Source organism: Fulvimonas soli (genome assembly GCF_003148905.1).
GTDB classification, from domain to species: domain Bacteria; phylum Pseudomonadota; class Gammaproteobacteria; order Xanthomonadales; family Rhodanobacteraceae; genus Fulvimonas; species Fulvimonas soli.
Genome location: NZ_QGHC01000002.1, coordinates 156,395 through 168,747, shown reverse-complemented (window position 1 = coordinate 168,747; position 12,353 = coordinate 156,395). Strand labels below are relative to the sequence as shown.

Below are 12,353 nucleotides of genomic sequence, written 5' to 3'. Positions count from 1 at the left end.
CCGCCGTCGCCGCCGCCGCTCGCGCCGCCGCCGGCCGGCGGAACGGACCGTCCCTGCGATCGGAGCCCGAACGATGTCCAAAGGCCTCGCACTTCGCCACCGCGCGACGCTTGCCCTGGCCGCCGCCCTCGCCGTCCTGCCCGCGGCGGCGGCCGACGCGCCCTGGGTGGGCGCGTGGAGCGCCGCGATGCTCCGCGCGGCGCCGGCGCCGGTCGTGGAGCACCGGACGCTGCGCGCGCTGGCCCGCGTCGGCGTGGCCGGCGCGCAGCTGCGCATCGTGCTGGACAACCGCTACGGCGACGCGCCGGTCACCTTCGACGCCGCCTCGGTGGGCCTGCGCGACGTGGGCGCCAACCTGCGCCCGGACAGCCTGCGCGCGCTGCGCTTCGGCGGCCGGACGGCGGTGACGGTGGCGCCGGGCCAGGAGGCGCAGAGCGATCCGCTGGACCTGGCGGTGCAGCCGGGCGACGTGCTCGGCGTGAGCCTGTACGTGGCCGGCCGCAGCGTGGCCGGCACCTGGCATCCCGACCCGCGCAACGCGCAATACCTTTCCGGCGCGGGCGACCACACCCGCGATCCCGCGCTGGCCGACGCCGAGGGCCTGCCCGGCGTGGCGTGGCTGGCGCGCATCGACGTGCGGCCGACCGCGCCGGCCAGCGCGGTGGTGGCGCTGGGCGACTCCATCACCAACGGCTTCCAGGCCAGCCAGCTCGCCGCCTGGCCCGACGCGCTGCAGGACCGCCTCGCCGCCGCGCGCTGCCCGCGCGCGGTGCTCAACGCCGGCATCAATGCCAACCAGGTCGCGGCCGAGCAGGGCAACTTCGGCCTGGGCGAGGCGATGCGCGAGCGCGTCGCCCACGACGCGCTGGCCGTACCCGGGGTGCGCTACCTGATCGTGCTGGGCGGCATCAACGACATCGGCCTGGCCGCCGCCGCCGCCGCGCACGCGCGCGGCGCGGCCACGCCGTCCGCGCAGGCGCTGGCCGCGCCGGTCATCGCGGCGCAGCGGGCGATCATCGCGGCCGCGCGCGCCCGGGGCGTGCGCGTCTACGGCGGCACCGTGCTGCCCTATGCGGGCACCACGCGGACCTACACCGCCGCGGGCGAGGCGGCGCGCCGGCAACTCAACGCCTGGATCCGCGGGCCCGCCGGCTACGACGGCGTGATCGACTTCGACCGCGCGCTGCGCGATCCCGCGCACCCGGAGCGGCTGCGCGCGGACTACGACAGCGGCGACAGCCTGCATCCCAGCGACGCCGGCTACCGCGCGATGGCCGCGGCCGTGCCGCTGGCGCTGTTCGACTGTCCCCCGGCCTCCGCACACCGAGGAGCATCGCCATGACCCCCGACGCTTTCCGCCGCAGGCCGCCCATGCTGCGGACGCTGCCGTGCCTGCTCGCGCTCGCCTGGCTGCCGGCCGCCGCCGCCGCCGCGCCCGCGCAGGCCGGCGGCGAGGTGCTCGCCGACGGCATCGGCTACGTCTCGGCGGTCCGCCTGGAACACCAGCCGCGGCGCGAGGACGACGGCCGCCTGCTGCTGGTGTTCGAGCGCGAGGGCATGGACGGCATCCCGCTGTACGAGAGCCGCGACGGCGGCGCGCACTGGCATTTCCTGCTGAATGTCACCGACCAGGCGCACGCGGGCGACCCGCGCTGGCAGCTGCGCTGGCAGCCGCACCTCTCCGAGCTGGCGCGAGCGAGCGGCGACCTGCCGGCGGGCACCCTGCTGCTGGCCGCCAACGCCGGCGGCAACGACGCGCAGGGGCATCTCGCCCGGCAGGACCTGCAGCTGTACGCCTCCACCGACGGCGGCCGCAGCTGGCGCTACCGCGGCTCCATCGTCAAGGGCGGCGGCCATCCCTCGGACAAGGACAACCACGGCGTGTGGGAGCCCAACGTGCACCGGCTCGACGACGGCCGCCTGGTCGCCTACTACTCCAGCGAGCAGCACAAGGCCGAGGGCTACAACCAGCTGCTGGCGCACAGGCTGTCCGCCGACGGCGGCCGCAGCTGGGGCGCGGAGACCGTCGACGTGGCCGTGCCCGGCGGCGTGGAGCGGCCCGGCATGGCGGTGGTCGAGCGCCTGCCCGACGGCCGCTACGCGATGAGCTACGAGGACATCGACGGCCCGCGCAACGGCCAGGTGTACGTGAAGTTCAGCCGCGACGGGCTGGACTGGGGCGACCCGGCCGACCGCGGCACGCCGGTGCAGACCGCCGCGGGCGCCTGGCCGGCGGCCTCGCCCGTGGTGCGCTGGCTGCCGGGCGCGGGCGGCGGCGTGCTCGCCGTGCTGGCCGAGCGCGCGGGCGGCGACGGCGATCCTTCCGGGCGCAGCCTGTACTGGAACGGCGACGGCGGCCGCGGCCCGTGGTGGGAGATGCCCGCGCCGGTGCAGAAGCTCACCGGCAACATCCACGCCGGCTGGACGCAGGCGCTGCTGGCGCTGCCGGACGGCCGCCTGTGGCACGCCACCTCGTCCTCCTCGCCGCAGCAGCCGGAGGACGAGCGCCGCAACAGCATCCTGTTCGCCACGGCCGCGCCGCGCTTCGGCCGCTACGAGGCGGAGGACGCGGCGCGGCGCGCGGCGGTGCGCATCGGCGACCCCTCCGCGTCCAACCATGCGAAGGCCCGCCTGGCCTCGGCGCCGCAGGGGCAGCTCGCGTTCGCGCTGCACGTCGCCGCGGCGGGCATGTACCGCGCGACGCTGCGCTGGCAGGACCTCGGCTTCCGGCCCGCGCAGCCGGCGATCCATGTCGACGGCGCCGCCTGGCCCGCCAGCGACCGCGCCGGGCGCGACGGCTGGCATGTCGCCACCGCCTCCGGCCGCCTGGCCGCGGGCGACCACCAGGTGACGCTGGAAGGCGCGGCCCATGCGGCCGACGTCGACTATCTGCAACTCGATCCGCTCACGCCGGACGGGCCGCCTTGAGCGGCGGACCGGACATGCGGATGGATCGCCGGGTCGCGGCCGGAAGCCGCTCCCACGCATGCCGCATGCGCGGCGAAGGAGGAACCATGCAAGCCTTCGGTCGGATCATCGCTCGCTGGCGCGTCCGCCTGGCGCTCGCGCTCTGCCTGCTGGGCCTGGCGCACGGCGCCGCGCAGGCGGCCACCGGCACCGTGTTGCAGGGAAGCACGCTGTACCCGCGCGTGGTGCGGCTGGCGCACGGCACGGCCATGGTCAACGGCCAGCTCGTCGCCAGCACCAACGGGGTGATCTTCCGCAGCACCGACAACGGCGCGAGCTGGACGCGGCTCGGCAGCGTGCCCACCGCCGCCGGCAGCAGCGAGCGCTGCTGCGCCACGCTGTACGAGCTGCCGCAGCCGGTGGGCGGCCTGGCCGCGGGCACGCTGCTGTTCGCCGCCTCCTACTTCTCCGGCGGCACGCCGGCCATCGAGGTCTACACCAGCACCGACCAGGGCGCGACCTGGAGCTACCACGGCACGCCCGTGCTCGGCGGCGACGCCAGCCACGGCCTGTGGGAGCCGGAGTTCGAGGTCGCCAACGACGGCGCGCTGGTGATGTTCTGGTCCGACGAGACCGACCCCTGCTGCAGCCAGAAGCTGGCGCAGATCCGCAGCTACGACGGCGCCATCTGGCGCGACCGCGCCGACACCGTGCGCAGCACCATCCCGGCCGACCGGCCGGGCATGATCACGGTGAGCCCGCTGCCCGACGGGCACTTCTTCATGAGCTACGAGCTGTGCGGGCCGGCGGCGTGCACGGTGTTCTCGCGCGTCTCGGTGGACGGCTGGAACTTCGGCGACCCCGCCGACATGGGCACCAAGGTGCACACCGCCACCGGCCAGTACCTGGAGCACGCGCCGCTCAACCGCTGGAGCCCCACGCCGCTGTCCGCCGGCGGCGCGATCCTGCTGGTCGGCCAGGTGATGTACGAAGCCGGCGGCAGCGTCTCGCCGTCCAACGGCAAGGTGCTGTTCGCCAACACCAACGCCGACGGCAGCGGCGACTGGTTCACCATCGCCGCGCCGGTGCAGGTGCCCACCGCATATGACAACTACTGCCCCAACTACTCCTCGGCACTGCTGCCCGCGGCGGACGGCTCGGGCATCCTGGAGCTGGCCTCGGACTACCTCGATGGCGGCTGCATCACCTACTTCGCCAGCGAGCCGTGGAACCGGCTGCCGGCCGACGGCGCCACCTACGCGCTGCAGAGCGTCTACGCGCCCGCGCTGTGCCTGGACGACACCGGCTGGTCGAACCAGAACGGCACCAGCGCGGAACTGTGGACCTGCAACGGCCTCGGCGTGCAGCGCTGGACCTTCCACGCGCAGGGCGAGGGCTACTACAGCCTGCAGAACCAGGCCACCGGCCTGTGCCTGGACAACACCGGCGGCAGCACCGCGCCGGGCAATCCGGTGACGCTGTGGGGCTGCGTGGGCAACGCCAACCAGAGCTGGCAGGTGATCGACCTGGGCAACGGCAGCTACAAGCTGAAGAACCGCGCCGCCGGCGCGCTGGTCCTGGACGACCCGGCCGGCTCCACCACCGCCGGCACGCAGTTGCAGATCTACACCGACAACGGGCTGGGCACGCAGCAGTGGACGCTGCATTGAGCCGGCCGCGCGTCGCGCGGTGCCCCGCGCGGACGACTCCCCGCACGCAAGGCGCGGCCGGCCGGCCCACGGGCACGACGACGATGAACGACACGCGCCACCGGCGCCTTGCGCTCCTGTTCCTGCTGCTGGCCGGCCCCTGGCACGCCGCCGGCGCGCAGCGCTACGCGGCGCCGCTGCTGCCCTCCGGCCCGGACCCGTGGGTGGCGCAGCGCGACGGCTTCTACTACTACACCAGCACCTCCGGCGACCGCATCGAGCTGCGCAAGACCGCCGACATGCGGCGCCTGGCCGAGGCGCCGCCGGTGGTGGTGTGGCGCCCGCCCGCGCGCGGCCCGAACTCGGCGTCGGTGTGGGCGCCGGAGCTGCACTACCTCGACGGCAAGTGGTACCTGTACTACACCGCCGCCGACCGCGCGCACGACGACGACGCGCACCGCCACGTGTTCGTGCTGGAGAACGCCTCGCCCGACCCGACGCGGGGCCGCTGGATCGACAGGGGCATGCTCGGGACCGAGCGCACCGGCATCGACGGCACCGTGTTCGAGCACCGCGGCCGGCGCTACTTCGTCTACTCGGCCTACGTGGGCGACCACAGCGACCTGGTGATCGCGCCGATGGCCAACCCGTGGACGCTGGCGCGGCCGCAGGTGGACATCGCCGCGCCCACCTACGCCTGGGAGATGCAGGGCGGGCGCAAGATCCTCGAGGCCCCGGAGTTCCTGGCCGGCCCGGACGGCCAGATGTTCCTCACCTACTCGGCCAGCGCGTGCTGGTCCGACGGCTACGCGCTGGGCCTGCTCGGCGCGGACGGGCGGGCCGACCCGCTCGACCCGGCGTCCTGGCGCAAGTCGCCGCGCCCGGTCTTCGCCAGCTCGGCCAGGACCGGCGTCTACGCGCCGGGCCACAACGGCTTCTTCAAGATGCCCGACGGCAGGGACTGGATCATCTACCACGCCAACGGCGGCCCCGGCTGGAAGTGCACGGCGCGCCGCGCGCCGCGCATCCAGCCCTTCCGCTGGGACGCGCGGGGCCGGCCGGACTTCGGCGAGCCGGGCGTGGGACCGGCGGGCGGGTGAGCGCTGCCGCGGCTCCCGCCGCCGGAAAAAGGCGGCGGGGGATTCATGCCTTGTGCGCGGTGACGATCCAGGCGCGCGAGTCGAACAGCACGCCATCCGCGGTCAGGTGCGCCTCCAGCAGCGCGCGCAGGCGCCGCATCCGCCCGTCGGCCGCCGCATCCGCGCGGGCGGGCGCATCCTTCGGCAGGAACAGCTCGACCATGGCCTCCTGCGCCGCATCGACGTCCGGGCCATAGAACACCGGCTCGCGCACTTCGGCGAAGCCGACCGACGCGAAGCCGGCCGCGGCCAGGAGGCCCGTCGTGGCGGCCGGATCGCCGAGCGAGAACATCGCGGCGTCCGCGGCCGGACCGGCGTCCGGTCCCAGCACGTCCCGGAGCGCCACGGCCCACTCGTTGCGGCGATGGCCCTGCCACACCATCAGCACGAGGCGGGCGCCCGGACGCAGCGCCCGGGCGATGTTGGCGAAGGCGGCGGCCGGATCGGCGAAGAACATCACGCCGAAACGGCTGATGCACAGGTCGAAGCGCGCGGCCGGAAAGGCGTGCGCCTGCGCGTCGCCCAGCTCGAATGCGACGTTCCGCAGCCCCGCCTGCGCGCTGCGCCGGCGCGCCACCCGCAGCAGCTCCTCCGACACGTCCACGCCGAGCGCGCTTCCCTGCGCCGCGGCGGCGGCGGCTTCCCGGGTGGACTGCCCCGCGCCGCAGCCGATGTCGAGCACGCGGTCGCGCGGGCCCACGCCGAGGGCGGCGCGGAAGTGCGCGTGGTGCCGCCGCAGCTCGGCGTCGTAGAAGTCCGCGCGATTCAGCGCCATCGCCTGCACCTCCCGGCCGGCCGATCAATCCGCTTCGAGGGATTCCGTGATCTCCGCCTGCGGCGTGCGCTCGAGATAGGTCGAGAGCACGACGTAGCTGCGCGTGCCCTTCACGCCCGGCGTGGCGTAGATGCGCGCGAGCAGCGCCTCGAGCGCGCGGCTCGACGCGCAGCGCACCTTGAGCAGCATGCACGTGTCGCCCGTGACGCAGTGGATTTCCTCCACCTCCGGCAGCTCCGCCATGGCCATCAGCTCCTGCGTCTTGCCCCAGCCGGCGCTGTCGACGTGCACGAAGGCGAGCAGCGGCTTGCCGAGCGCGGGGCCGTCGAGTATCGCCGCCGTGCGGCGCAGGCAGCCCGAGGCGCGCAGCTTCTTCACCCGGTCGTGGACCGCGGGGGCCGACAGGCAGACGCGCTGGCCGAGTTCCGCGTAGCTGAGGTCCGCGTCGGCGGCGAGGGCGCCTAATATCTTTCGGTCGAACCCGTCCAGCGGGCGCGCGGCCGAAGCCGGTTTCCGAACGGCTTCTGTATTTCTGGCGTTTGGCATCTGGACGATTCCTCGGAATGTCATTCGGATGTTTAATCGTATTACCGAATGGAATTTAGAGGCATCGTATGTTGTCGCGCAAGGTCCTCATGCTCGCCGGATCGATCGCCGTGGTCGGCGCGAACGCGCTGACGCTGAGCCCGATCGCCGGCGCGGTCGCGGCCTCCTTCCCCGGCGTCGATGCGCCCGGCGTCATGAAGGCGGCCGCCGTCTACGGGCTCGCCACCGCGGTCGGCTCGCTGCTGTGGGCGCCGGCGATCGACAGGATCGGCCAGCGGCGGGGGCTGCTCCGCGCGCTGGCCGCGCTGGTCGCGGCGCTCGCGGTCTCGGCGGGCGCGCCCAGCCTGCCGGTGCTCTGCCTCGGCCAGGCGCTCGCCGGCCTGGCCGCGGGCTGCGCCTTGCCGGCGATCTATGCGCTGTCGGCCCGCATCGCGGAAAAGGGACGCGAGAGCGAGACGCTCGGGATCGTCCTCACGGGATGGACCGTCAGCCTCGTGGCGGGGGTCGGCCTGTCGGCCCTGGTCGCCGACCTCGCCCACTGGCGCCTCGTCTTCGCGGGGCTCGCGGTCGCGGCGGCCTGGCTTGCCCGCGGGGTCGGCCGCAACCGGGACTGGGACCTGCCCGTGCTCCCCGCGCGGCCGAGCTCGCCGCTGAGCGCCCTGCGCGTGCGCGGCATGGTCCCCGCGCTCGTGGTGGTCGCCGTCTACATGACGGCCTTCTACGGGCTGTACGCCTACCTGGGCCCGCATCTCACCGGCGTGCTGCGGCTGCCGACGGCATCGGCCGGCCTGGCGCCGGCCGCCTATGGCCTCGGCTTCGGGCTCGCCGCCTTCATGGACCGCCTGCTCGACCGCCACGGCGCCGTTGCCGCCGCGCCGCTGGCGTTCCTGGGCCTCGTGCTGGTCTACGCCGGTCTGGCAGCGGCGTCGGGCCAGGCGGCCGTCCTGATCGCCATGTGCCTGGCCTGGGGCCTGGCCAACCACGTCGGCCTCAACCTGATCGTCGGCCGGCTGACGGCGCTGAACCCCGCCCGGCGGGGCGCGGTCATGGGCCTGTACGGCACCGTCACCTACCTCGCCGCCTCGGCGGGCGCGTTCTTCTACCGGCCGCTTTCCTCTGACATCCTATCGCGGTGATGGTGCTGATAGTTGCACCAGGGAGCGAGGAGCGCCTGAGTGGTCGGCTTGGCATCAATCTAACAACTGCAAGGACCCTAATTACCGTTAGAACGGAGTCGAGGCGGTTTGCGGCCAGCGCATGGGAGCTCGGCTTCGATCAGCTCGGAAAATTTGCTGTGTAGCGGAAGATGGCCACTTTATGCTTTCAACGAGATCATAAAGTGGCCAAAGCGGCCACTTTATGGTTTGCCGCACACTTGGATGAGATAGGACGGCAATATGGTGGGCCCACCAGGATTCGAACCTGGAACCAAGGGATTATGAGTCCCCTGCTCTAACCGTTGAGCTATAGGCCCGTGCGTGGTCGGCGGGGAAGCCGGCGCGGGGAGCGTCATGGTAGCGATGCGATCCGGGGGCGTCGAGGGCGGGCGGGCCCCAAAAAGAAGCCCCGCTCGCGCGGGGCTTTCTCATGTACGGCTTGGGCGATCTCAGTCGATGTCGAGGAACGACCGCAGCTGCTCGCTGCGCGAGGGATGGCGCAGCTTGCGCAGCGCCTTGGCCTCGATCTGGCGGATGCGCTCGCGGGTGACGTCGAACTGCTTGCCGACCTCCTCCAGGGTGTGGTCGGTGTTCATGTCGATGCCGAAGCGCATGCGCAGCACCTTGGCCTCCCGCGGGGTGAGGCCGGCCAGCACCTCGCGCACGGTCTCCATCAGGCCGGTCTCGGTGGCCGAGTCGATCGGCGAGGAGGCGTTGGTGTCCTCGATGAAGTCGCCCAGATGCGAGTCCTCGTCGTCGCCGATCGGGGTCTCCATCGAGATCGGTTCCTTGGCGATCTTCAGCACCTTGCGGATCTTGTCCTCGGGCATGTCCATCTCCTTGGCCAGCTCCTCCGGCGTCGGCTCGCGGCCGAACTGCTGGAGCATCTGGCGGGAGATGCGGTTCAACTTGTTGATCGTCTCGATCATGTGCACCGGAATGCGGATGGTGCGCGCCTGGTCGGCGATCGAGCGGGTGATCGCCTGGCGGATCCACCACGTGGCGTAGGTCGAGAACTTGTAGCCGCGGCGGTACTCGAACTTGTCCACCGCCTTCATCAGGCCGATGTTGCCCTCCTGGATCAGGTCGAGGAACTGCAGGCCGCGGTTGGTGTACTTCTTGGCGATCGAGATCACCAGGCGCAGGTTGGCCTCCACCATCTCCTTCTTGGCGCGGCGGGCCTTGGCCTCGCCCACGCTCATGGAGCGGTTGATCTCCTTGATGTCGGTCAGCGGCAGGAACAGCTTCTTCTCGATCGCGGCCAGCTTCTCCTGCTCGGCGTCGATCGCCTCGCGGTGGAGCTTGACGTTGGGCGACCACTTCTGGCGCTTGCGGCTGAGCTCGGCCGCCCACTCCAGGTTGCCCTCGTTGCTGGGGAAGGCCTTGAGGAACTCGGCCTTGGGCATCTTCACCTGCTTGACGAAGATGTCCATCAGCACGCGCTCGTGGTGGCGGATGTCGTTGACCACCTCGCGCAGCTTGCGCACGAAGCCGTCGATCAGCGCGCTGGGCAGCTTGAGCTTGAGGAACTCCTCGGCCATCTGGTCGCGCAGCTTGACGACCTTCTTGTCGTTGATGTCGCTGGCCTTGGCCGCGGCCTTCTGGAACTTGGCGTAGTAGTCGCGCAGCAGCTCCATGCGGCGCTTGACCTCCTCCGGGTCGGGGCCGCTGGGGCCGGCGTCCTCGTCCTCGGCGGCGACGTCCTCCTCGTCCTCGTCGTCTTCGGCCGACTCGTCGACCTCGGCCAGCTCGGCCTCGGCCAGCGCGGCGTCGGCGGCCTGCTCCAGGTCGGCGAAGCCGGCCAGGATCTCGGACAGGCGGCGCTTGCCGTCCAGGTGCTGGTCGTATTCCTCCAGCAGCAGCTCGATGGTCAGCGGGAAGCTGGCCAGCGCGGTCTGCACCTGCGAGAGGCCTTCCTCGATGCGCTTGGCGATGGCGATCTCGCCCTCGCGGGTGAGCAGCTCGACCGTGCCCATCTCGCGCATGTACATGCGCACCGGGTCGGTGGTGCGGCCCACCTCGGAATCGACCGCCGAGAGCAGCGCCACCGCTTCCTCGGCGGCGGTCTCGTCGTCGGTGGCGGCGCCGGGCGCGTTGTCGGCCAGCGGGTCGGCGTCGGGCGCGGCGTCGTGCACCTCGATGCCGACGCCCTTGAGCACCGCCATGATGTCTTCGATCTGCTCCGGGTCGACGATGTCGTCGGGCAGGTGGTCGTTGATCTCCGCGTAGGTCAGGTAGCCCTGCTCCAGACCCTTGGAGATCAGCGCCTTGATTTCGGACTGTTGCTCGGGTGCTTTGCTGTTCATACCTACCGCCGCGGATGCCGGAACCGATCAGTATAGCGATGTGCTGCTTTTTTGACCAGTTTCAAGGTGAGTGGAGGCGCGCGCCTGCGCAGCAAGAAACGCGCCAGACAAGGGTTTGCGAGGGGATCGGGAGCGCAGGAGGCATGCGGCGCATTCAGCGCACCTCGAGCCAGAAGGTGACCGGCCCGTCGTTGACCAGATGCACCTGCATATGGGCGCCGAAGCGCCCGGTTTCCACCCCCGGATGCGCCGCGCGCGCCAGCTCGACCAGCCGCTCGAACCAGCGCCGGCCGTGCTCGGGCGGCGCCGCGGTGGTGAAGCTGGGCCGCATGCCGGCGCGGGTGTCGGCGGCGAGGGTGAACTGGCTGACCAGCAGCAGGCCGCCGCCGGCGTCGGCGAGCGAGCGGTTCATGCGGCCGGCGTCGTCGGGGAACACGCGGTAGCCGAGCAGGCGCTCGAGCATGCGCCGGGCCTGCGGCTCGCCGTCGTCCGGCTGCACCGCCACCAGCGCCAGCAGGCCGGCGCCGATGCGGCCGACCACTTCGTTCTCCACTTCGACGTGCGCGCGGCTGACGCGCTGGATCAGGGCGATCATTCGGGGCGGCGGAATGCGGATGGGGACGAGTGACGGGATGCTGGCCGGCGCGGCCCGCCGCGAGCAAGTATGCCCGCTGCGGCCGCGGAGGTGGCAGGCCGCGCGGCACGATCCGCTGCCCGCGCCCCCGCGCTGCTCGCCCCTCGGCTGATGGGCCCCTCCCTGCGCGCCGCCGTCCACTTGTCGTGGCCGCGGACTGGGGAGCTTGCGGCACAATCGGCATCTTGCGCCCTCGCTACTCGTCCCTCGCCCCTCCCACCGTCCCCCCATGCGCCCCGACATCCACCTCCTCTACCTGCTGCTGCGCCTGCTCGCCCTGCTGCCGCTGCGCGCGCTGCACGCGGTCGGTGCCGGGCTGGGGCGGCTGCTGCTGTGGCGACGCGGCCGCACCGCGCGCGTCGTCGCCGCCAACCTGGCCATCGCGCGGCCCGGCCTGGACGCCGCCGCGCGGGCGGCGCTGCTGCGCGAGGCGATGGCCGAGGGCGGCAAGACGATCACCGAGATCGTCAAGATCTGGGGCGGCGGCGCGCAGCGCGCGCTGGGCCTGGTGCGCGAGGTGCGCGGCGGCGAGCTGTTCGACGCCGCGCTGGCCGCCGGCAAGGGCGTGATCGTCGCCGCGCCGCACCTGGGCTGCTGGGAGCTGCTCAACTACTGGCTGTGCAGCCGCACGCCGATGGCGATCCTGTACCGGCCGCCGCGCGTGGCGGCGGTGGAGCAGCTGCTGCGGAAGGTGCGCGGCGCGCTGGCGCCGGAGCAGGTGCGCGCCGAGGGCGCCGGCGTGCGCACGCTGTACAAGCGGCTGGCCGCCGGCGGCACGGTGGGCATCCTGCCCGACCAGAAGCCGCGCGCCGGCGAGGGCGAGTTCGCGCCGTTCTTCGGCCGCGACGCGCTGACCATGGTGCTGCTGCCGCGGCTGGCCGCGCGCACCGGGGCCACGGTGCTGTTCGCCTTCGCCGAGCGGCTGCCGCGCGGGGCGGGTTTCCGCATCCACATCCTGCCGGCGCCGGCGGGGCTGGCCGATGCCGACCTGGGCGTGGCCTGCGCGGCGCTCAACCGCGGCGTGGAGGCCTGCGTGGAGCGCGCCTTCGCGCAGTACCAGTGGCAGTACCGGCGCTGGTCGGGGCACGGGTTGCCCAATCCCTACAAGCAGTAGCCGGACGGGGCGGCGGCAGGGATCGATCGCGGCCGGAGGCCGCTCCCCCAGAGGCTGCCCCCGCAAGACTTACCGCGACCCTGTGGGAGCGGCCTCCGGCCGCGGTCCCCCGAATAGCTTGATGGC

General features: G+C 72.8%; 10 protein-coding genes and 1 tRNA gene. 6 read left to right on the top strand and 5 right to left on the bottom strand.

Annotated features, from left to right (window positions below):
• Positions 1 to 73 precede the first annotated feature (73 nt).
• The 4 genes from C7456_RS02905 (at position 74) to C7456_RS02890 (ending at position 5,656) form a co-directional block, all read left to right on the top strand.
• Positions 74 to 1,342, top strand: coding sequence for a GDSL-type esterase/lipase family protein (locus C7456_RS02905; protein ID WP_109722263.1), 1,269 nt, complete (start codon positions 74 to 76; stop codon positions 1,340 to 1,342).
• Positions 1,339 to 2,928: a sialidase family protein gene (locus C7456_RS02900; RefSeq protein ID WP_245889751.1), complete on the top strand. Its 1,590-nt coding sequence runs from the start codon at positions 1,339 to 1,341 to the stop codon at positions 2,926 to 2,928. Before C7456_RS02905 ends, C7456_RS02900 begins: the two co-directional genes overlap by 4 nt.
• 86 nt (positions 2,929 to 3,014) lie before the next feature.
• On the top strand, positions 3,015 to 4,577 hold the full coding sequence (locus tag C7456_RS02895; protein ID WP_170120160.1) for an RICIN domain-containing protein: 1,563 nt from the start codon (positions 3,015 to 3,017) through the stop codon (positions 4,575 to 4,577).
• Positions 4,578 to 4,660: 83 nt separating this feature from the next.
• Positions 4,661 to 5,656, top strand: coding sequence for a glycoside hydrolase family 43 protein (locus C7456_RS02890; protein ID WP_109722261.1), 996 nt, complete (start codon positions 4,661 to 4,663; stop codon positions 5,654 to 5,656).
• A gap of 43 nt (positions 5,657 to 5,699) precedes the next feature.
• Here the strand turns inward: C7456_RS02890 and C7456_RS02885 are convergent, their stop codons facing one another.
• Together C7456_RS02885 and C7456_RS02880 are read right to left on the bottom strand one after the other, a co-directional pair.
• On the bottom strand, positions 5,700 to 6,470 hold the full coding sequence (locus C7456_RS02885) for a class I SAM-dependent methyltransferase (RefSeq protein ID WP_109722456.1): 771 nt from the start codon (positions 6,468 to 6,470) through the stop codon (positions 5,700 to 5,702).
• A 24-nt stretch (positions 6,471 to 6,494) separates the two neighbouring features.
• Positions 6,495 to 7,016: an Lrp/AsnC family transcriptional regulator gene (locus tag C7456_RS02880; protein WP_109722455.1), complete on the bottom strand. Its 522-nt coding sequence runs from the start codon at positions 7,014 to 7,016 to the stop codon at positions 6,495 to 6,497.
• A gap of 68 nt (positions 7,017 to 7,084) precedes the next feature.
• On the opposite strand from C7456_RS02880, the gene C7456_RS02875 reads away from it, so the two are divergent.
• Positions 7,085 to 8,152, top strand: a complete 1,068-nt coding sequence (locus C7456_RS02875) for an MFS transporter (protein WP_109722260.1) — start codon at positions 7,085 to 7,087, stop codon at positions 8,150 to 8,152.
• 262 nt (positions 8,153 to 8,414) lie between these two features.
• Here the strand turns inward: C7456_RS02875 and C7456_RS02870 are convergent.
• The 3 genes from C7456_RS02870 to dtd all read right to left on the bottom strand — a co-directional run bounded on the left by C7456_RS02870 (position 8,415) and on the right by dtd (position 11,074).
• A tRNA-Ile gene (locus tag C7456_RS02870) sits at positions 8,415 to 8,490 on the bottom strand.
• Positions 8,491 to 8,622: 132 nt separating this feature from the next.
• Positions 8,623 to 10,479, bottom strand: a complete 1,857-nt coding sequence (gene rpoD / locus C7456_RS02865) for an RNA polymerase sigma factor RpoD (RefSeq protein ID WP_109722259.1) — start codon at positions 10,477 to 10,479, stop codon at positions 8,623 to 8,625.
• Positions 10,480 to 10,633: 154 nt separating this feature from the next.
• The gene (gene dtd, locus C7456_RS02860; RefSeq protein ID WP_109722258.1) at positions 10,634 to 11,074 is read right to left on the bottom strand and encodes a D-aminoacyl-tRNA deacylase; all 441 of its coding nucleotides are present in this window, start codon (positions 11,072 to 11,074) and stop codon (positions 10,634 to 10,636) included.
• A gap of 268 nt (positions 11,075 to 11,342) precedes the next feature.
• Here dtd and C7456_RS02855 point away from each other — a divergent pair, with 268 nt between their 5' ends.
• Positions 11,343 to 12,227, top strand: a complete 885-nt coding sequence (locus C7456_RS02855) for an LpxL/LpxP family acyltransferase (RefSeq protein ID WP_109722257.1) — start codon at positions 11,343 to 11,345, stop codon at positions 12,225 to 12,227.
• The last annotated feature ends 126 nt before the right edge of the window (positions 12,228 to 12,353 follow it).